This is a genomic window from Pseudorhodoplanes sinuspersici, from assembly GCF_002119765.1.
GTDB lineage: Bacteria > Pseudomonadota > Alphaproteobacteria > Rhizobiales > Xanthobacteraceae > Pseudorhodoplanes > Pseudorhodoplanes sinuspersici.
Genome location: NZ_CP021112.1, coordinates 2665315 through 2684082, shown reverse-complemented (window position 1 = coordinate 2684082; position 18768 = coordinate 2665315). Strand labels below are relative to the sequence as shown.

General features: G+C 61.5%; 21 protein-coding genes. 8 read left to right on the top strand and 13 right to left on the bottom strand.

Features of this window, described 5'->3' with window-relative positions; genetic code table 11:
- Positions 1-16 precede the first annotated feature (16 nt).
- The 5 genes from CAK95_RS12945 to CAK95_RS12925 all read left to right on the top strand — a co-directional run bounded on the left by CAK95_RS12945 (position 17) and on the right by CAK95_RS12925 (position 4681).
- Positions 17-262: a hypothetical protein gene (locus CAK95_RS12945; RefSeq protein ID WP_086088287.1), complete on the top strand. Its 246-nt coding sequence runs from the start codon at positions 17-19 to the stop codon at positions 260-262.
- Positions 263-415: 153 nt separating this feature from the next.
- Positions 416-577 carry a hypothetical protein gene (locus CAK95_RS29195; protein ID WP_157699613.1) on the top strand — a complete coding sequence of 54 codons (162 nt, stop codon included), beginning with the start codon at positions 416-418 and terminating at the stop codon, positions 575-577.
- 584 nt (positions 578-1161) lie between these two features.
- Positions 1162-2292: a type III PLP-dependent enzyme gene (locus CAK95_RS12935; protein WP_086088285.1), complete on the top strand. Its 1131-nt coding sequence runs from the start codon at positions 1162-1164 to the stop codon at positions 2290-2292.
- Positions 2293-2441: 149 nt separating this feature from the next.
- Positions 2442-3014, top strand: a complete 573-nt coding sequence (locus CAK95_RS12930; RefSeq protein ID WP_086091387.1) for a GNAT family N-acetyltransferase — start codon at positions 2442-2444, stop codon at positions 3012-3014.
- Positions 3015-3247: 233 nt separating this feature from the next.
- The gene (locus CAK95_RS12925; protein WP_086088284.1) at positions 3248-4681 is read left to right on the top strand and encodes a homospermidine synthase; all 1434 of its coding nucleotides are present in this window, start codon (positions 3248-3250) and stop codon (positions 4679-4681) included.
- A 52-nt stretch (positions 4682-4733) separates the two neighbouring features.
- Here CAK95_RS12925 and CAK95_RS12920 read toward each other — a convergent pair whose 3' ends face one another.
- Positions 4734-5648, bottom strand: coding sequence for a LysR family transcriptional regulator (locus CAK95_RS12920; protein WP_086088283.1), 915 nt, complete (start codon positions 5646-5648; stop codon positions 4734-4736).
- A gap of 121 nt (positions 5649-5769) precedes the next feature.
- Between CAK95_RS12920 and CAK95_RS12915 the strand changes: the two genes are divergently transcribed.
- A complete protein-coding gene (locus CAK95_RS12915; RefSeq protein ID WP_086088282.1) occupies positions 5770-6489 on the top strand; it encodes an SDR family oxidoreductase in 720 nt (239 codons plus the stop codon).
- A 134-nt stretch (positions 6490-6623) separates the two neighbouring features.
- Here CAK95_RS12915 and CAK95_RS12910 read toward each other — a convergent pair whose 3' ends face one another.
- A complete protein-coding gene (locus tag CAK95_RS12910; RefSeq protein ID WP_086091386.1) occupies positions 6624-7172 on the bottom strand; it encodes a DUF924 family protein in 549 nt (182 codons plus the stop codon).
- A 221-nt stretch (positions 7173-7393) separates the two neighbouring features.
- Between CAK95_RS12910 and CAK95_RS12905 the strand changes: the two genes are divergently transcribed.
- Positions 7394-8377, top strand: coding sequence for a LysR family transcriptional regulator (locus tag CAK95_RS12905; RefSeq protein WP_086088281.1), 984 nt, complete (start codon positions 7394-7396; stop codon positions 8375-8377).
- A 2-nt stretch (positions 8378-8379) separates the two neighbouring features.
- Here CAK95_RS12905 and CAK95_RS12900 read toward each other — a convergent pair whose 3' ends face one another.
- The 6 genes from CAK95_RS12900 to CAK95_RS29190 form a co-directional block, all read right to left on the bottom strand.
- A complete protein-coding gene (locus CAK95_RS12900) occupies positions 8380-9390 on the bottom strand; it encodes a WD40 repeat domain-containing protein (RefSeq protein ID WP_245303743.1) in 1011 nt (336 codons plus the stop codon).
- Between the two features lie 8 nt (positions 9391-9398).
- Positions 9399-10448 (bottom strand): CobW family GTP-binding protein, encoded by a 1050-nt coding sequence (locus tag CAK95_RS12895; RefSeq protein ID WP_086088279.1) that lies wholly within the window; start codon positions 10446-10448, stop codon positions 9399-9401.
- Positions 10449-10499: 51 nt separating this feature from the next.
- Entirely contained in the window at positions 10500-11402 is a 903-nt protein-coding gene (locus CAK95_RS12890; RefSeq protein ID WP_086091385.1) for a metal ABC transporter substrate-binding protein, read from the bottom strand.
- 17 nt (positions 11403-11419) lie between these two features.
- A complete protein-coding gene (locus CAK95_RS12885; protein ID WP_086088278.1) occupies positions 11420-12295 on the bottom strand; it encodes a metal ABC transporter permease in 876 nt (291 codons plus the stop codon).
- 114 nt (positions 12296-12409) lie between these two features.
- Positions 12410-13144 (bottom strand): zinc ABC transporter ATP-binding protein AztA, encoded by a 735-nt coding sequence (gene aztA / locus CAK95_RS12880; RefSeq protein ID WP_086088277.1) that lies wholly within the window; start codon positions 13142-13144, stop codon positions 12410-12412.
- A complete protein-coding gene (locus CAK95_RS29190; protein WP_157699612.1) occupies positions 13144-13302 on the bottom strand; it encodes a hypothetical protein in 159 nt (52 codons plus the stop codon). Before CAK95_RS29190 ends, aztA begins: the two co-directional genes overlap by 1 nt.
- Before the next feature lie 221 nt (positions 13303-13523).
- On the opposite strand from CAK95_RS29190, the gene CAK95_RS12875 reads away from it, so the two are divergent.
- Entirely contained in the window at positions 13524-14450 is a 927-nt protein-coding gene (locus tag CAK95_RS12875; protein ID WP_086088276.1) for a sugar kinase, read from the top strand.
- Between the two features lie 110 nt (positions 14451-14560).
- Here CAK95_RS12875 and CAK95_RS12870 read toward each other — a convergent pair whose 3' ends face one another.
- From CAK95_RS12870 to CAK95_RS12850, 5 genes are all read right to left on the bottom strand, one after another.
- Positions 14561-15058 carry a hypothetical protein gene (locus CAK95_RS12870; RefSeq protein WP_147413654.1) on the bottom strand — a complete coding sequence of 166 codons (498 nt, stop codon included), beginning with the start codon at positions 15056-15058 and terminating at the stop codon, positions 14561-14563.
- Positions 15055-15618, bottom strand: a complete 564-nt coding sequence (locus CAK95_RS12865) for a permease (protein WP_086088275.1) — start codon at positions 15616-15618, stop codon at positions 15055-15057. The genes CAK95_RS12870 and CAK95_RS12865 overlap by 4 nt, the downstream gene beginning before the upstream one ends.
- A complete protein-coding gene (eda, locus tag CAK95_RS12860; protein WP_086088274.1) occupies positions 15618-16250 on the bottom strand; it encodes a bifunctional 4-hydroxy-2-oxoglutarate aldolase/2-dehydro-3-deoxy-phosphogluconate aldolase in 633 nt (210 codons plus the stop codon). Before eda ends, CAK95_RS12865 begins: the two co-directional genes overlap by 1 nt.
- A gap of 76 nt (positions 16251-16326) precedes the next feature.
- Positions 16327-17922 carry a regulator gene (locus CAK95_RS12855; protein WP_183044257.1) on the bottom strand — a complete coding sequence of 532 codons (1596 nt, stop codon included), beginning with the start codon at positions 17920-17922 and terminating at the stop codon, positions 16327-16329.
- Positions 17919-18638 carry a cysteine hydrolase family protein gene (locus CAK95_RS12850; protein WP_086088273.1) on the bottom strand — a complete coding sequence of 240 codons (720 nt, stop codon included), beginning with the start codon at positions 18636-18638 and terminating at the stop codon, positions 17919-17921. The genes CAK95_RS12855 and CAK95_RS12850 overlap by 4 nt, the downstream gene beginning before the upstream one ends.
- Positions 18639-18768 lie beyond the last annotated feature (130 nt).

Genomic DNA, 18768 nt, shown 5'->3' with positions numbered 1-18768 from the left:
TTCGAACGGAACAGCCATGAGCACCCAAGCCCCCGCCCGCCGCATCGTCTGGATCAACGTCATAACGGTCGTGAGCGCAACGATCCTGATCGGCGCCGAGGTTTTCGGGGCGGCTTTTGCCGGCAGTTGGGCCATCGCCAATCTGTTCGGGCTGGGCAGCACTTTCGCCCGCGTGCTCGATGCTGTGTTCCTTGCTTGCGGCGCCTTCATCATGGTCCAGTTCGTCAATTTCGCGCGCAAGATCGAGCCGTTCAGCCGCTAGGCTCCTCTGACAGCAAAAAGCCTGTCATCTCCGCAGGCACCCGCTCGCGTTCCTGATGTCAGACTGAGCATCTTCAGCGACACCAGCGGAGCCGTTCGCGATAGGCTCTCCGACTGCGATACAGCGCCCCGCGCCTGCACCGATGTCAGCGCGGTGCGTGAAGAAGAGCGCTGCGAGGCGATGCAGGCGACGATCGATGACGCGATGTCCGGCGCTTTGGCACACTGCGACTTCGCGATGAGCTTCAAAGACGATCTCGTCTCACTGCCGGCGAGCCCCACTGGCGAACTGCAGGAGAAATGCGGCGGCAGATGATGCTCAACGCCGCACGCGCGCCACGCTTGCGTCACGTTCTCCATCCTTGCGAGATGCACGCGCGCGCTCACGTGCATCACGCTGTTAACGATCTCGTAATCTGCGAAGTTTTTTCGCGCTGGACACGACGTAATGCTTGCGTGCGCGGCGCATATGCACTATTTCCGCCCTTGCCCAATTTCGCACGTGCCTGTGGTCGCGTGTCGGTCGGTAGGTAGCGGGACAAGAGGCCCGCCAGCCGCCTGGGGAGACCAAGCTCTCTGCGGAGAGTCTCTCCAAGAAATCTGACCGGCAGCCGGAGGCGAAACCGGCGTACTCAGTTCTCCGCTGAGGACGCGACTTAAAGCAACGACGGAGCGGGCTTTTTTGGCTACTGCCGGCTGTCCATAGGCCGGATCTGTTCCGAAGAGGCTTGTCCTTCATTGCCAGGTGTGCGGCGGGGGTCTCCCCACCAATCCACGGCAGCATTGTCCGGTGTTGAACACCTCGCCTGTCGTGACCTCCATCGCACGACGGCGTGGCTTCATCATCTGACACTCACTCGGACGCGTTCGTGCGCGTTCATTGGCTGTTTGGGGAAGACGATGACCGACCGTATCCGCGAATTTCTTCGCACCCGTACCGACGACGGCCCCGTGCTGGTGGTCGATCTCGACGTGGTTCGCGACAACTACAACGCCTTCGCAAAGGCTCTGCCCGACACGCGCGTGTTCTACGCGGTGAAGGCGAATCCTGCGCCGGAGGTGCTCTCCCTGCTCGCCTCGCTGGGCTCCTGCTTCGACACCGCCTCGGTCGCCGAGATCGAGATGGCGCTCGCGGCCGGCGCGACGGCGGACCGCATCTCCTATGGCAACACCATCAAGAAGGAGCGCGATATCGCACGCGCCTATCAGTATGGCGTTCGCCTGTTCGCGGTCGACTGCCAGGCCGAGGTCGAGAAGGTCGCTCGCGTCGCTCCCGGCTCCAAGGTGTTCTGCCGCATCCTGTGCGATGGCGCCGGCGCTGAATGGCCGCTGTCGCGCAAGTTCGGCTGCGAGCCGCAGATGGCGGTGGACGTGCTGGAGCATGCGCACCGGCTGGGCCTGTCGGCGCACGGCATCTCGTTCCATGTCGGTTCGCAGCAGCGCGATCCGAAGGCCTGGGACAAGGCGCTGGCTTCGGCGGCGGCGATCTTCCGCGAGTCGGCCGATCGCGGCATCAGCCTGTCGATGGTCAATCTCGGCGGCGGCTTCCCGACCAAGTACCTGAAGAAGGTGCCGGGCGTGAAGACCTACGGCGCGACCATCTTCCAGGCTTTGCGCAAGCATTTCGGCAACCGTATCCCGGACACGATCATCGAGCCGGGCCGCGGCATGGTCGGCAATGCCGGCGTGATCGAAACCGAAGTCGTGCTCGTCTCCAAGAAGAGCGAGACCGATAAGGTTCGCTGGGTCTATCTCGACATCGGCAAGTTCGGCGGTCTCGCCGAGACGATGGACGAGTCGATCCGCTACGCGATCAAGACGCCGCGCGACGGTGCACCGCTCGAGCCTTGCGTGCTCGCCGGCCCGACCTGCGACTCGGCCGACGTGATGTACGAGAAGGAGCCGTATCTCCTGCCCGTGAGCCTCGAGATCGGCGACAAGCTGCTGATCGAAGGCACAGGCGCCTACACGGCGACCTACTCCGCAGTGGCCTTCAACGGCTTCCCGCCGCTGAAGACGATCCACATCTGATCGCTCCGCGATCGGGCCACATCTGATCGCTCCGCGATCGGGCCACACCTGATGACGCCGGGAGCCGGCTGAGAAGTTCGGCTCCCCTTCCCTTCATTCTCTCGAACTGAAGCCGTCCCGCGAAAAACGGGGCACGGAAGGAGATGGCCATGACCGCCATTCGCCAAGAAAAATTGTCTGATTTCGATGCGCGCGAGGCTCTGCTCGACCGCGCCTATGGACCGAGCCGTTTCACCAAGACCTCGCAGCGCCTGCGCGAGGATCGTTTGGCCGCGGCCGGCTTGTCCTTCGTTGCGACCGACAAGGGCCAAATCATTGGCTCTGTCAGGCTGTGGGACGTCTGTGCCGGCCCCGGCAAGGCGGCGCTGTTGCTCGGCCCGCTGGCCGTTGCTCCGGAGCACCGCAGCAAAGGCCTTGGCGGCAGGCTGATGAAGCATGCCATCGCTGCCGCGCGCATGCGCGGTCATGGCGCGATCCTGCTCGTCGGTGACGCGCCTTATTACCAGCGCTTCGGCTTCTCGACGCAGAAGACCGGATCGCTGTGGATGCCCGGCGCCTATGAGCAACATCGGCTGCTGGGCATCGAACTGCAGGCCGGCGCGCTCGATGGGGCGCGCGGCCTGATCGGCGCCACCGGGCGCCTTGCACCGAAGCCCGACCTGCACGAACTGGTCGCGGCTGCTCAACGGGCTGTCAAAAGCCCGACATCCCGCGCAGCCTAAATGTCGGTGCGGTGAATCACTTGCTCCGTTTTTTCCGCAAAGGCGGGAAACCAGTTTCCAAACCTGGGTCCCCGACCTTGCGGGGACGAACGGGCGCCAAGGCCGCCGCGTCACGACGTTAGGAATTTGCGCGATCAAGCCTGGGCGGGTATCGCAGAGGCCGCGATACCCGCCCTCTTCCTTTTGACCATCCCGCCCTTTGACGACACCGAACAAGACTGGAGTAGGAAGCGATGACCGACTGGCCCGTGCACGGGAAGATCGACGGCCCCATTGTGATGATCGGCTTCGGGTCGATCGGCAAGGGTACGTTGCCGCTGATCGAGCGCCACTTCAGCTATGACAAGGCGCGCTTCGTCGTCATCGATCCGGAAGACAAGGACCGCAAGATCCTGGACGATCGCGGCATCCGCTTCATCCACGACTCGGTGACCAAGGACAATTACAAGCACTTGCTCAAGCCGCTTCTCACCGACGGCGGCGGGCAGGGCTTCTGCGTCAACCTGTCAGTCGATACCTCCTCGGTCGACATCATGGAGCTGTGCCGCGAGGTCGGCGCGCTCTACATCGACACGGTCAACGAGCCGTGGGCAGGCTTCTATTTCGACGCCAAGAAGGGACCGGAGGCGCGCTCGAATTACGCGCTGCGCGAAACGACGCTCGCCGCCAAACGCAAGCGTCCGGCCGGCACACCCACGGCCGTGTCGTGCTGCGGCGCCAATCCCGGCATGGTGTCATGGTTCGTCAAGCAGGCGCTGTTGAACATCGCCGGCGATCTCGGCGTGAAGTTCAAGGAGCCGAAGACACGCGAGGACTGGGGCAAGCTCGCCAAGAAGCTTGGCGTGAAGGGCATCCATATCGCCGAGCGCGATACCCAGCGGGCTAAATATCCGAAGCCGAGAGGCACCTTCATGAACACGTGGTCCGTCGAGGGCTTCGTATCGGAGGGCCTGCAGCCGGCCGAGCTCGGCTGGGGCACGCACGAGAAGTGGATGCCCAAGAACGGCAAGAAACACAAAACCGGCTGCCAGGCGGCGATCTATCTCTTGCAGCCCGGCGCCGACACGCGCGTGCGCTCATGGACGCCGACGGCACAGAGCCAGTACGGCTTCCTTGTCACCCATAACGAGTCGATCTCGATCGCCGACTATTTCACCCTGCGCGACGGCCGCAAGGTGACGTACCGGCCGACCTGCCACTATGCCTATCACCCGTGCAACGACGCGGTGCTGTCGCTGCACGAAATGTTCGGCAATGCCGGCAAGAAGCAGGAGACGATCCACATTCTCGACGAGAACGAGATCGTCGATGGCATCGACGAGCTCGGCGTGCTGCTCTACGGCCACAAAAAGAATGCGTACTGGTACGGCTCGCAGCTTTCGATCGACGAGACGCGCGAACTGGCGCCCTATCAGAACGCGACCGGCCTGCAGGTGACGTCCGCTGTCCTTGCCGGGATGGTGTGGGCACTGGAAAATCCGAACGAAGGCATCGTCGAAGCCGACGAGATGGATTTCCGCCGCTGCCTCGAGGTGCAGATGCCGTATCTCGGACCGGTGATCGGCACCTATACCGACTGGACGCCGCTGGCCGGCCGGCCCGGCCTGTTCCCGGAAGACATCGACAAGCGCGATCCCTGGCAGTTCAAGAACGTGCTGGTGCGGTAACGACAAACGACAAGTGGCCGGGGCATTCCCGGCCATTTTTGTAGGTGCAACGCTATCTTGGCTGGTCGTAGATCTTCGCCACCGCCGCCACGAAATCAACGAAGGCACGCACCTTGGCCGCCTGCTGCCGCCGCGACGGGAAATGGACGTAGAGCGGAAAGCGCTCCTCGTTCCAGTCCGGAAACAGATCGATCAGGCGGCCATCCTTCAATCCTGTTGCCGCAAATTCCAGGCTCTGCGCAATCCCGTGTCCCTGTTCGCAGGCCATCAGCATGGTCGCGCCGTCATTGACGGTGAGCCGCCCCGTGGTCCGGACTTTCACGGTCTTGCCCTTGCGCTGAAACTCCCAAGCAAATGGCCGCCTGGTCACAGGATCCGGAAACTGGATGCATTCGTGCTGCGCAAGATCCTGCGGCCGGCGCGGCTTGCCGTGCTGCGCCAGATAGCCGGGCGATGCGCAGGTGACGACGCGCGATTCCAGCAGACGCCGCACGATCTGCCCTGACAGCACCGGTTCACCGAACCGTACGGCAACATCATATCCTTCCGCAGCCAACGCGCCGGAATCATCGCGGACGGAGAGATCGAGCGACAGCTCAGGATGAGCGGCCAGAAACTCCGTCAATCGTGCTCCCAGCATGTAGTGCATAGCGACCGGGTGGACGCTGGCGCGCAGCACGCCACGCACGGCAGCGGATGCACGGCCGATATCCGTTACTGCCTCGTCGAGATCGGAGAGGAGTGGTGCGATCTTTTCGTAGAATCGCCGTCCCTCGTCGGTAAGCATCACTGCGCGCGCATTGCGCTCGAACAGGCGCACGCCGACACGCTGTTCGAATCGCGCGACGGCACGGCTGACGCCAGACTGTGTCAGACCGAGCGCGCGCCCCGCTCCGACGAAATTGCCCGCATCAATGACCGCCGCGACGACACCGATGCCACTAACCACTCTGCCGTCGAAGCCCATTGGCCATTCCCTATGCATGACTGATAGTCATCATCATAAGGATAATAATGCGTTGGAATCATTCTTTGTCCAGTGTCATTTCCTGGCTGATCGCTCAACACCCAGCACAGGAATTTCAGCCATGAAACTCAATGGCAAGACAATCATCATACTCGGCGGCACATCCGGTATCGGACTGGCGACCGCTCAAGCAGCTGCCAGCGAAGGCGCAAATATTGTGGTGGCATCCAGTCGGCAGAAGGCAGTGGATGAAGCGCTGGCCGCATTGCCCGGAAAAGCTGCAGGCCATGTGCTCGATCTGTCGCGTGAGGACAGCATCGCCCGATTCTTCGAAGGCGCCGGCGAATTCGATCATCTCGTCTACACCGCCGGCGAGAATCTGGAGCTTGCGGAGATCGGCAAGCTCTCAATCGATTGGGCGCGGCAGTTCTGGAATATCCGTTATTGGGGCGCTTACACCGCGGTGAAATACGGCGCTCCGTATATCCGCGCGGGCGGCTCCATCGTGCTGACAACCGGTGTCGCCGGCGCGCGTCCCCGCAAGGGCTGGACGGTCGCGGCCAGTATCTGCTCGGCGATGGAAGGTCTGACACGCGCGCTTGCGATCGAACTCGCACCGGTCCGCGTCAATGCCGTTTCACCTGGCGTGGTCCGCTCGCCACTTTGGGGCGCGATGAGCGAACATGATCGCGAGGCGATGTATCGGGATGCCAGTGCACGGCTGCTGGTCGGACGCGTCGGCGAGGTGGAAGATATCGCGGAAGCCTATCTCTACCTGATGCGCGAGAATTTCAGCACCGGCCAGGTGACCGTTGTCGATGGCGGAACGGTGTTGGTCTAGTCTGCCGTTCGCACTTTCTAAGCGCGATCCCTGGCAGTTCAAGAACGTGCTGGTGCGCTAGATTTTTAGCCCTCCCCGCTTGCGGGGAGAGCTAAGCTGCAGCGGCCAATCATGCCGCTGTAACGGGCCATCCGTCAGCCTGCATACCCACCTTCATCCAGAAATTGCTGCTCCGCCGGAGTCATCCCGCGCCCGAGAATGGAATTGCGATGCGGAAAACGGCCAAAGCGCCGGATGATGTCGCGGTGTCGCCGGGCATGCGACGGGGCCGGCTCTTTCAGCGTCCCACACAAAGCGACCGAGCGATCCTGATCGGCCAGATCTTCCGAATGGGCAAACGGCAGATAGAAGAATGGCCGCAATTCCTCATCAACGGCATGGTCGTGCTGCGCGGCGAGAGCGGCTTTCGCGACGTCCCGCGCCGTCGTATCCGTCGCATACATGCGCGGCGTGCCACGGAAGGCATTGCGCGGAAACTGGTCCAGCAGCAACAGCAACGCCAGCGATCCCTCCGGTGTGCTTGCCTTGCGCCAGTTCGCACGCACCGCCTTTTCATGCAGTGACAGGAAACAATCGCGGAACTGGCGATCGAATTCCGGTCTCTGCGCAAACCATTCGCCTTGCCCCGCATTACGCCAGAATTCGATGACAGCGGAGGCTTCGCCATGCGAGATAGGCGGCATTGCCTCCGATGGCGCGTTCGCCTCACTCGCGTGGTGAAAGCCCAGTTCCACAAGTGCTTCTCGCGTCACCGGCACAAGCCCTTCCGGGCGAAAACCGGTATTAAAAAGCCGAAACATCATCATCTCCAGGACAGTTCATGCGGACCGCGCTTTTGCGTCCGCTTCCGGGGCTGGAGATTGCAATTGGCCTTTGATGAATCAAATGATATGATTTCAGCGATATGCTGAATGAAACTAATCTTTCCCGAACTGACCTCAACCTGTTGGTCCTCTTTCAGGCGGTCATGAACGAGGGTCATGTCGGTCGAGCGGCGCAGAAATTGAACCTCACAGCGTCCGCTGTCAGTCACGGGCTCGGGCGGTTGCGGCTGCTTTTAAACGACCCGCTGTTCCTGCGGACGCCCAAAGGCGTCGTACCCACGGAGCGCGCGACACAACTAGCGGCGCCCATTGCCGACATCCTTGCAAGAGTGAGCCAGGTTGTTTCGACTGCAGAGCCCTTCGATCCTGCCATATCGCGCCGCACCTTCACGATTGGCGCTCCTGACGCCGTGATGGCGGTGGTGCTGCCGCCGCTGCTAAAGGCGCTGCGCTTTGCCGCGCCCCATGTCGATGTCAGGATGCGGCAGCTGCTTCCGCCACACGGAAGCCGGACAAGTGAAGATGCCTGGTCGCCGGCCCTTGCCGAACTGGACGCACGGACCATCGATATCGCAATCGCGCCCGTGAAAGACATTCCCGCGCGCTTCGTTGGGCAAAGCTTGTACGAGGAGAATTTTATCGTCGTCTCGCGGACAGGCCACCCTTATGCGAAATCCCCAAGCTTGGAGAAATTCTGCGAAATGCAGCACCTGCTGGTTTCGCTTACGGGCGACAGTCGCGGCTTCGTCGACGACCTGCTCGTGCAACGTGGTGCCGCGCGCCGCGTGGTATTGACGGTCCCGAATTTCATGTTGGCCCTCGCCATCCTCGCAGAGACGGACTTCATCGCCGCTATGCCGAGACGTCTCGCGGAGATCCATGCAAAACAATTTGGATTGACATGCACGGAAGCCCCGATGCCGCTGCGCAGCGACCCTTTGCGCGCCGTAGCCTCGAAAGCTTCCTTGACCGATGCCGGAGTAGCCTGGCTCTTTGGGCTGCTTCGCAACATGCTGCCAGCCAGGCGCCCTATGCGAATGCAGAAACGCCGGACAAATGCATAGCGTCAGGCCAGATCGACCACGCCCGCGACGCGATCCTCACACGCAAAGGCAAGCTGATTGCCATCGCCGCTCCAGCCGAGAGCGGTAACCGGCGTATTGAGCTCGGCCGAATGCACCAGCACCTCGGCGCCGTCCTCGATCCGCACCAAAAGCACCATGCCATCCTCGTAGCCGGCCGCGACCACCGGCTGCGTCGGATGGCAGGCAACGACGACAAGTTTCTTGCCGTGCGGCGCCAGCAGCTTCGGCTGCTTCCCCATAGGGCCATCCTTGCCGGAAAACGGCCAGAGGATGAGCTGGTCCGAACCACCGGTCGCGAGATATTCGCCGCCTGCCGTCCATTGCATCGAGCGCACGCGCGTCGCATAGCCGGACATGCGCATGTGCTTGCTGTCGGCGAGACGCCAGCCATGCAGCATCGGCTCCTGCATGGTAGTGACGATGAAGCGGCCATCGGGGCTGACGGTGATGCCAAGATGCGAGCCCTTCCACTCCAGGAATTCGGGCTTGGCCTGCGCATTCGGAAACCAGAGCGAAGCGCCGTTGTAATGTGCGATTGCAAGCCGGAAGCCCTTCGGCAGGAATGCAAGACCGCCGACGCTTGATGGCAACTCGACCGATTTCACCTCACCCTTGCGGGTTGCGACCTGCGCCACCTTGCCGGCCGACCATGCCACGGCGCCATCGGCACCGAGCGCAATCTGGTCGATCCATTTACCCTTGGGATCGGTGAACACGGTGCGGGTCGCGCCGGAAGCGTCGATCTCGACCACCTTGCCGTCATCGCCGCCAGTGACGATCCGCGTGCCATCCCCGGCGGACGCGAGAATGCCGCCATCATGAAGAGCGATGCGCTGCGGGACCTCCTGATCCGGCGCCAGCAGCAACACCGCCTCTTCGGCGAGAACGAAGGCGACCTTGTCTTTCAGAAAATGAATGGCGATGACCGGCGCGCCAGTGGCGACGGTGCTCACCCTTTCGGTGATCGAAACCGATTGCGAATGATCGCTCACGTAACAACTCAGGCGATGCAGGTTTCGAAGCCGCTGCGGATCTTCTCTTCCGGCAGATGCCGGCCGATGAAGACAAGCCGGCTTTCGCGCTTCTCGTCATCCTTCCACGGACGCTGATGGTCGCCGTCGAGGATCATGTGCACGCCCTGGAACACGAAACGGTCCGGATCGTCCTTGAACGAGAGAATGCCCTTGGACCGCAGGATCGCCGGACCATCTTCCGCGACGAGCTTCTGAATCCACGGAAAGAACTTGTCGGGATCGAGCGGCTTTTCTGTCTTCAGCGACAGGGATTGCATGTCCTCGTCGTGATAATGCTTCACGCCGTGATGGTGATGGTCGTGATGATGGTGCTCGTGACCATGATCGTGATGATGGTCGTGGTGATGGTCGTGGTCATGCGCATGACCGTCGCCATGCAGAAATTCCGGCTCGATATCGAGAATGCGATCGAGATCGAACGCCTTGCGGTCCAGCACCTGATCGAGCGCGATTTCCGAGCGCGTCGTACGATGCAGCTTCGCATAAGGATTGATGCCGCGGATACGCGCTTCCACATCCTCAAGATCGGCCTCGCTGACGAGGTCGGCCTTGTTGACAAGGATCACATCGGCGAAGGCGATCTGGTTCTTGACCTCCGGCGCGTCTTTCAAGCGATCCTTCAGCCACTTGGCGTCGGCCACCGTCACCACCGCGTCGAGCCGCGTCTTCTTGCCGACCTCCTCATCGACGAAAAAGGTCTGCGCCACCGGCGCCGGATCGGCGAGCCCTGTCGTCTCGACAATGATCGCATCGAACTTGCCCTTGCGCCGCATCAGGCCTTCGATGATCCGGATCAGATCGCCACGCACGGTGCAGCAGACGCAGCCGTTATTCATCTCGAAGACTTCCTCGTCGGCATTGACGATGAGGTCGTTATCGATGCCGATCTCGCCGAATTCATTGACGATCACGGCGTATTTCTTGCCGTGCTGCTCGGAGAGAATGCGATTGAGCAAGGTGGTCTTGCCGGCGCCGAGATAGCCGGTCAGCACCGTGACGGGGGTCTTGTCGGACATGAAGGCTCCAGCCGAATTTACGGGCCGCCCGGACGGGGCGGAGCGCGGCGGCTAGGACTGAAGCGCCGCGCTGAGCGTCCTTATATTGTGCCGGATGAGGTCGATGTAAGTGGGGGCATCGCCTTTTTCGTCCGTCAGGGCATCCGAATACAGGGTCCCCCCCAGTTTCACCCTGGTTTCGTCGGCGATCCGCTTCAGCAGCCGCGGGTCGCTGATGTTTTCCAGGAAAACCGCCGGAATTTTCTGCTTTTTGATCTGCTGGATGATGCGGGCGACGTCCCGTGCGGATGCCTCCGAATCCGTGGAGACGCCCTGCGGTGCGATGAAGTCCATGCCGTATGCGCCCTCGAAATAGCCGAAGGCGGCATGGGTGGTGATGATTTTTCTCCGCTCGGGCGGGATTTTTGCGATGGCGTCCTTCACCTCACGGTCGAGCGCATCGAGTTTTTCAAGATAGGCGGCCGCATTGGCTTCATACGTCGCCTTGCCGGCGGGATCGGCGGCGATCAGCCCATTGCGGACATTGGCGACGTAGATTTTCACATTCGGCACAGATTGCCAGGCATGGGGATCGCCGTCGCCGTGGCCATGATCGTGACCATGCGAGCCGGCAATCTTGCGGGACTTCACACCCTTGCTGACGACGACATTGGGCGCCTTGGTATTCGACGATTTGATCAGCCGGCCGATCCAGCCTTCGAACCCCAGCCCATTGGTGAAGATGACTTTCGCATCGGCCAGCGTCTTGGCGTCGGCCGGCGACGGCGAATAGACATGCGCATCGCCATTCGGCCCGACGAGGCTTTTCACCGCGACGCGATCGCCGCCGACATTCGTGACGATATCGCCGAGGATCGAGAAGCTCGCAACAACCGGCAGCTTGTCCTGGGCAACGGCGGGTGACATCGGCGCAAACAGCAGCGCTGCGATAATGATGGATCGTCTGGTGAACATCATGGCTTCCTTTGCGATCACGCTTCGAGATGACGACCGGGAAAAAGCTGACGAACAAGGCCACCAACGCTGCCGAACAGCAGCGATATTGCATAAAGCACACCGGCGACGAGAATGACCGCGGGCCCCGCGGGCGCCGATGTGTGGAACGACAGCAGCAGCCCGGCATAACCCGAAATCGTGCCGGCAATGACAGCGACCACGATCATCGTGGTGATGTCGCGCGCCCAGAAGCGGCCGATCGCTGCCGGCACCATCATGATGCCGACGGCCAGCAATGTGCCGAGTGCGTGGAAGCCGGATACGAGATTGATCACCAGCAGCGCCAAAAAGATCAGGTGCGCGGGACCGCCGGCAGTGCTGACCGAGCGCAGATAGAGCGGATCGACGCATTCCAGCACCAGCGGCCGGTAGATGAAAGCAAGACCGATCAACGTTACCGTCGCGTTCACGGCGATGAGGATCAGTGTCTGATCGTCAAGCGCCAGCACGCTGCCGAACAGAAAGTGCAGGAGATCGATATTGGTGCCGCGGACCGAAATGATGGTGACACCGACAGCAAGCGAGATCAGGAAGAAGACCGCGAGCGATGCGTCTTCCTTCAACTCGGTCGCGCGCGAGACAAGGCCGGCGAGCAGCGCAACGACGAAACCGGCGATCAACCCGCCGGCCGTCATCGCGAACAGGCTCAGCCCGGAAATCAGAAAGCCGATGGCCGCCCCCGGAAGCACCGCATGCGCCATGGCGTCACCCACAAGCGACATCCGCCGCAACATCAGGAAAACACCGATCGGCCCTGCGCCGAGCGCAAGCGCGAACACACCGACCAGCGCGCGGCGCATGAACTCGAATTCGGTGAAAGGGGCGATGAAGAGATCGTAGAGTTGCGACATGGATTTAATCCCGCTCGTCCCCGCGAAGGCGGGGACCCAGCGTAAAGAATCCTGGATTCCCGCTTTCGCGGGAATGAGCGGAGCGTGGGGCGGCTTGCTCGCAGTAAACTGAGACTAAGCCGCGCATGCCGGCGCCTGTTCGTCGAACGCCTCGCACATGCGCCGCGCCTTCAGCATATTGTCCGCGGTCAGAACCGCCCCAGTCTCGCCCCAGGCCACTTTCTCGCGTGCAAGCAACAGCGTTTCGGGAAAATTGGTGCGCACGAGGTCGATATCGTGCAGGGCGGCGAGAATGGTGCGGCCTTCCTTGTGCCAATGCTGAACCAGTTCGATCAGATCGGCGGATGTCTTTGCATCGATCGCATTGAACGGCTCATCGAGCACCACCAGCCGCGCATCCTGCAACAGCAGGCGCGCGAACAGCATGCGCTGCATCTGTCCGCCCGACAGTGTGCCGATCGCCCGGCTCTCGAAACCCGTAAGCCCGACGGCAGCCATGGCCTGCTCGATCTTCGCATGGTCGGCCTTGCCGATGCTGCCGAATAATCCGGTCCGCCGCCACAGCCCCATGGCAACCAGATCGTAGACATTGATGGGAAAGGTCCGGTCGATTTCGGCTGCCTGCGGCAAATAGGCGATATCGCGGGGCGACAGACCATTGAGGTCAATTTGCCCGGACAGTGGCTTGAGGGCGCCAACGATGCCTTTGAACAAAGTGGACTTGCCGGCACCGTTCGGCCCGACCACCGCAAGCAGCGTACCTGATGTAACAGAACCGCTGAGATGATGGACGGCCGGATGACGGTCGTATCCCAGCGTCAGATCCCGAAGCTGCAATTGCGCGGTCATCAGTGCATTGCCCAATAAACGGCAGCCCAGATCAGCGCGATCAGCACGGTGGCGAAGGCGAGCCGTTCAAGCACCGAAAGCCGCAGGATCGATGGCGCCACCGCCGCGGGCGGGTGTGCCTGGCCATGGGGGTGATGGTGGTGGTGCTGTTCCGTCATGATCTCGGACTACGGCTTTCCGGCTGCATCGGCCGACCAAGGTTGTTATAGTATAACATTTCTGCCTGCCAAGGGGCACTTCGCAGTGGAACCGAGACCCACATGGAGATTTGGCAGTCCTCCATCATTTCAGCGGGGTTTCGTTGCCAAATCGTGCTGGACGGAGTCATGTGTCGGCTTGTGGCCCGTCCGCCCTAACCCACCCTAACCGGCCTGGATTCATGACCGAACAGCGCACCCGCATCATTTCCGTTGGCGAAGTCATGATCGAAATGGCCCGCGGCTCCGATGGCCGCTTCAGCCAAGCCTGCGGCGGGGACACGTTCAATACCGCGATTTATCTTGCCCGGCACGGGCTGCCGGTTGCCTATGCCACAGCACTTGGCGATGACTCCTATTCGGACCGCATCGTGGCCCTTGCGTCCGCAGAGGGCATCGCAACCGAGCATATCGTACGGGTACCAGGGCGGGTCCCCGGACTCTACCTCATCGAAACCGACAGCAAGGGCGAGCGCAGTTTTCAGTATTGGCGCGACAGCGCACCGGCCCGTGAACTGTTCGAATTACCGCAATGGGCCAGCATCGCCGAGAGCATCATTGCCGCGCGCATCGTCTATTTTTCCGGCATCACGCTCTCGCTTTATTCCAATACCGGCCTTGGCCGTTTTCTCGCGGTTCTGGAAATGGCACGGCAGGCGGGTGCGAAGGTGGTGTTTGACGGCAATTACCGGCCGCGCGGGTGGAAGGGCGATATACAGCGGACGCGGCGGGTCTTTACGGAAGCCCTCAAGAGGGTCGATATCGCATTGCCAACCTATGACGACGAGGCATTGCTATGGGGCGATCAGTCGCCGGAAGCCACGATCGAGCGACTGCAAGCCTTCGGCATCGGCGAGATCGCAATCAAGAATGGTCCAAACAGCGCGCTGGTCGCCGCGGGGGGCCATCGGGAATTCATCCCCGTTCCCGATGTCGTCGTGCCGGTCGATACCACGGCGGCAGGCGACAGCTTCAATGCCGGCTATATGGCCGCCCGTCTGGCTGACGAAAATCCCGCCGAGGCCGTGCTCGCCGGCCATCGTCTTGCATCAGAGAAGATTCAGCATCGCGGCGCAATCATGCCGCGGACTGCGCATGCGGTGCATTAGATCACGATGATTTTGGATCGAATCGATCCAAAATCATAAACGTGATCGATTCTAAGACGTTAGAGCATGATGTCGTCCGAAAACCGCTTCGCACTTTTCGGCATCATGCTCTAGGGTTTGCTGAGCAGCATCGCCGCGGCGGCCGCGATAAACGGCAGAGGCAGACTCGCCAGCACCCGCAGCCATACGACGCGCGCCGGCATGATCGGCAATTCGTAAGAGAGCAGCCGCGGAAACGCATACAGCGCCCAAGCGGTCGAGTAGGCAATCACTTGAGGCGCGCCGGCACCGCCCTTCAACGCCGCCGCGCTGATCGCAAACCCCACTACAGGCCCGCCCGGAGTCGCGGCACCGGCAACAATCGCAAGAACAATCCCAATGATACCGGATGAAGAGCCAAGCCATTGCCCGACAAAATCCGGAGGCAGCGCCGCGGCAATGAATCCCGATCCCAGAACACCGATGGCGATGCGCGGCAAGAGATGCAGGAACTCAGAGACGCCGCTTTTGCCGCTCTCGCGGAACAGCGGCTTGCTCCGGCGCACCACAAGAAATCCGAGTGCAACGACAATCAACCACAAGGCGATGGTGACGATGACATCAATCACGACGCGGATGCCTTGGTCTTGAGACGCTTTTCAATCGCACGCACGAAGAGCCCAGCAAGGATCGGCAATGGTAGAGCCACAACCCAACGCCAAGCGACGAAGTCGAAGCCGAGAAACGGCATCTCCCAGGTCACAACGCGGTTCAGGCCGATCAGCGTCCAGCTTGTGATCAACGTCACGGCCGCAGCAATATCGGCTCCCATACCGACGAAAGCGGCGGCGATCGGAAAAATCGTGAAAGGTCCCCCCGGCAAAATGACGCCGGCGAAGGTCGAGACCAGAATGCCCTTGAACCCGGAATCCGCCCCAACCCAACGGTTTATGGTTTCTCGCGGCAAGAGGATCGCAAGAAACGCCGCGGTCAGGCAGCCGGCCAATACTTTCGGCAACATGGAGATGAAAAGGTCGGTGTCATTCCAGACGACATCGAGGAATTTCGCCGGCCCGTCGCGCCAATACACGTAAGACGCAGCACTCCCGACAATGACGATGAGGATCGCGGTCGGCCAATCGATGGCGCGGCGTTTGCGGCGCAGAGGCTGCGACGTTTGAGACCCCATCAGCCGCGCAGACCCGATGCCTCACGTGCAAGCGCAGTGATTTTGCCAAAATCGCCCTTGGCAACGACATCCTGCGGGGTCACCCACGAACCGCCGACGGCAGCGACATTCGGCAGCGCAAGATAATCACGCGCATTGCGCATATCGATGCCGCCGGTCGGACAGAAGTGCAGATGCGGCATCGGCGCAGCTACCGACTTCAGCCAGGCGGTGCCGCCAGACGCTTCAGCCGGGAAAAACTTCAGGAATGTGAAGCCAAGATCCGCCAGCACCATGGCCTCGCTGACGGTCGCGCAACCTGGGATGACGGGGATCTCGATCTCCGTGAAGGTCTCGGCCAAAACGGCATCCGTTCCAGGACTGACCAGGAATTTTGCACCGGAATCGATAGCAAAAGCGGCGTCCACATGCCGCAACACCGTGCCCGCCCCAACGATACATTCAGGTACTTCGGCGGCGATGTCGGCGATCGCCGCAAGTGCCGATTTGGTCCGCAGCGTCACCTCGATGACGTTCAGGCCGCCGTCACAGAGCGCGCGAGCGAGCGGCACCGCCATATCGGCGCTCTCGATGGTCAGGACCGGGATAACCGGGGCGCGGGTCAGGAGTGAGGAGATATCGGAATCGGACATGGCCAAGGACACATGCCTGCGAAGACGAAACGGTTCAAGCCACAAGGCGTCAGAACAGCCCGGCGTCCGATCAATTCTATTCGGCAGGGACCCCGGCCGGCTTCGGCTCGGGCCCCGTCTCGGGGGCTGCCATGCCCTGCCAGCTCAAAACGTAGAGGAAGGCTGCCACCACCGCATAGCCGAATGCCACCGAAGGCGTGACCCCGAAGCCCCCTCCGATACCAACCGCCTCTCCGTGCATGAAGCCGAAGAACGTCAGAACGGCCCCTGCCAACGCAAAAGCCGCGGCTTTGGCAAATTCGCGGTCGACGATGAACACCCCGATTGCACCCAGGACGAGACCGCTCAGGATGGCGCCGCCGCCCATCACTTCCAGACCGTGATAAAGCACGCCCTGCATCGCCATTTTGTCCAGTCCGACGGCGGCCGCTGTGGTCCCGGCAGCGCCTAAGGCGCCGTCCATGAGCGTCTTGGCCCATGCCGCGAGATGCGGCGTCAGCGCCAGCGCGATGGCCGGCGCATGCTGCGACGGCGATGTCTGGAAGGCCTGCGCCCCGATCAGCATGCCGATGTAGAGCAGGATCGGCGAGATCGCGACCACCGGAATCACGGCGAGCATCAACGAAATGATGCCGAACCAGGCCAGGACAATGACCATCAGTCCGGTCGCCGCCGAATAGCCGATCCGGCCGCCCATCGCCTTCCAGCCGGGATGACCGATATAGACCGCATTGATAAACGGGTTACCCATCAGGCAACCGATCAGGCTGACGACACCATCGGCGGTCAGCACGCGCGTGGTCGGATAATGATCGCCCGCCGCTTCTGCGCTCTCGACATTGTCCATCGCCTCGACGAGATCGTAGATGCCGAAGGGAATGGCGGTCACAAGGATGATGCCGAGAAATTCAAAGCCGGAGAAGACGTGTCCAAAGGCGGGAAGCGGAACCGAGAAACCAAAATGCGAGAAGGCCGCCGTGACCTTCTGAAAACTCATGCCGCCGATATTGAGACCAAAAATATTCGAGCCCCATGCGATCAGCATGCCTGCGGCAATCGCGATCAGTCCGGCCGGAATTCCTTTCGGATATTTGACGCCGCCGAACCAGCTCACCAGAATGATCGCAAAGCAGACCAATCCGATCTGCGGCGTCATGAACATTTCCAGTGCTGGCCGCATCGAAATGAATGTGATGGAGACGCCGGCCAGCGTGCCGAGCAAGGCGGCGCGCGGGGTGATCCTGCGAATGTAAGGCGCGATGAAGCCGCCAATCATCAGGATGAAGCTCTGGAAGAAAACCCAGACGAGGCCTGCTTCCCAGCCCTTGATCGGATCGTTGGTCTTCAGCGTGATCGGCAGCATAATCACGAATGTGACGACGAACATGTGCGGCACGCTGACGCCCGAGGGCAGCGCGCAGATGTCTGAGCGGCCGGTTTTCACGGCGAGCCTGTACGCAAGCCACGCATAATACATCGTGGACAGAAACATCATCAGACCGAGCGCCGGAAGGATGCGGCCGAACACAATCGAGTCCGGCATTTTCAGCACGAAGCGCAGCAAACCGGTCAGCACCAGCATGTTGACGAGGATGTTGGTACCGAAGCCGAAAAATGCGTTCCAGTCGCCCGGCGTCCACAAGGCAGGACGGGCTTTTGCAAAATCGCTCATCGCACTCCCCCTTCGATGATGCCGAACGGCATTTTCGGAACGCGCGTCTCGGCGGAAATCGCCGCGACGGCCTTTTTCGAATCTGAGACCCAGCCAAAGATGCCGCCCTGCGCCTTGATCATGGCGAGGCCGGCGGCGTGGAATTCCGGGAAATAGGAGGCGCAGCCATCCGAAAGCGCGATACAGCGGAAGCCACGATCATTAGCTTCGCGGATCGTGGTGTTGACGCAGACTTCGGTGGTAACGCCGCAGACAAACAGCGTGTCGATGCCGCGGTTGCGCAGCATCAATTCGAGATCGGTTTGGTAGAATGCACCCTTGCCAGGCTTGTCGATCACAGGCTCGCCGGCGACAGGGTAGAGCTGCGGAATGATGTCGTGGCCGGGCTCACCTCTGACCAGGATGCGGCCCATCGGCCCGACAGCGCCGATGCGGGTTGCCGGATCGCCACGTTCGACTTTCAGCGGCGGGGCGTCGGACAGATCGGGCCGGTGACCTTCGCGCGTGTGGATGACCAGCATGCCGTGCTGACGCGCGGCCTGCAGCACGGTCCTGATAGGCTCGATTGCGGCAGCCAGGAGCGACACATCGTTGCCGAGCAGGGCACCGAAGCCGCCCGGCTCGAGAAAGTCGCGCTGCATGTCGATGATGACAAGCGCCGATCGGGCGATGTCGATCTCAAGCGGATACGGCTCGGCCTCGATCCTGACGTGCACAGCATCCTCCGATCCCAGTACGGAGAGCTACGCAAATTCGAGGCCATAGACTTGCGGCTGACACCCGGCCCCATTTCAAGTCAGGGAGCTGCGCACGAAGCTCTGCGCTAACATGTTGAATTGGCAAGCT

What these genes read in the sequence shown, in the direction of transcription:
- CAK95_RS12890 (WP_086091385.1), bottom strand. Translation starts at nt 11,402, where the DNA reads ATGTTCACCAGACGATCCATCATTATCGCAGCGCTGCTGTTTGCGCCG.
- eda (WP_086088274.1), bottom strand. Translation starts at nt 16,250, where the DNA reads ATGTCCGATTCCGATATCTCCTCACTCCTGACCCGCGCCCCGGTTATC.
- CAK95_RS12945 (WP_086088287.1), top strand. Translation starts at nt 17, where the DNA reads ATGAGCACCCAAGCCCCCGCCCGCCGCATCGTCTGGATCAACGTCATA.
- CAK95_RS12865 (WP_086088275.1), bottom strand. Translation starts at nt 15,618, where the DNA reads ATGGGGTCTCAAACGTCGCAGCCTCTGCGCCGCAAACGCCGCGCCATC.
- CAK95_RS12915 (WP_086088282.1), top strand. Translation starts at nt 5,770, where the DNA reads ATGAAACTCAATGGCAAGACAATCATCATACTCGGCGGCACATCCGGT.
- CAK95_RS12920 (WP_086088283.1), bottom strand. Translation starts at nt 5,648, where the DNA reads ATGGGCTTCGACGGCAGAGTGGTTAGTGGCATCGGTGTCGTCGCGGCG.
- CAK95_RS12930 (WP_086091387.1), top strand. Translation starts at nt 2,442, where the DNA reads ATGACCGCCATTCGCCAAGAAAAATTGTCTGATTTCGATGCGCGCGAG.
- aztA (WP_086088277.1), bottom strand. Translation starts at nt 13,144, where the DNA reads ATGACCGCGCAATTGCAGCTTCGGGATCTGACGCTGGGATACGACCGT.
- CAK95_RS29190 (WP_157699612.1), bottom strand. Translation starts at nt 13,302, where the DNA reads ATGACGGAACAGCACCACCACCATCACCCCCATGGCCAGGCACACCCG.
- CAK95_RS12855 (WP_183044257.1), bottom strand. Translation starts at nt 17,922, where the DNA reads ATGAGCGATTTTGCAAAAGCCCGTCCTGCCTTGTGGACGCCGGGCGAC.
- CAK95_RS12875 (WP_086088276.1), top strand. Translation starts at nt 13,524, where the DNA reads ATGACCGAACAGCGCACCCGCATCATTTCCGTTGGCGAAGTCATGATC.
- CAK95_RS12935 (WP_086088285.1), top strand. Translation starts at nt 1,162, where the DNA reads ATGACCGACCGTATCCGCGAATTTCTTCGCACCCGTACCGACGACGGC.
- CAK95_RS12910 (WP_086091386.1), bottom strand. Translation starts at nt 7,172, where the DNA reads ATGCCGCCTATCTCGCATGGCGAAGCCTCCGCTGTCATCGAATTCTGG.
- CAK95_RS12885 (WP_086088278.1), bottom strand. Translation starts at nt 12,295, where the DNA reads ATGTCGCAACTCTACGATCTCTTCATCGCCCCTTTCACCGAATTCGAG.
- CAK95_RS12925 (WP_086088284.1), top strand. Translation starts at nt 3,248, where the DNA reads ATGACCGACTGGCCCGTGCACGGGAAGATCGACGGCCCCATTGTGATG.
- CAK95_RS12895 (WP_086088279.1), bottom strand. Translation starts at nt 10,448, where the DNA reads ATGTCCGACAAGACCCCCGTCACGGTGCTGACCGGCTATCTCGGCGCC.
- CAK95_RS12905 (WP_086088281.1), top strand. Translation starts at nt 7,394, where the DNA reads ATGCTGAATGAAACTAATCTTTCCCGAACTGACCTCAACCTGTTGGTC.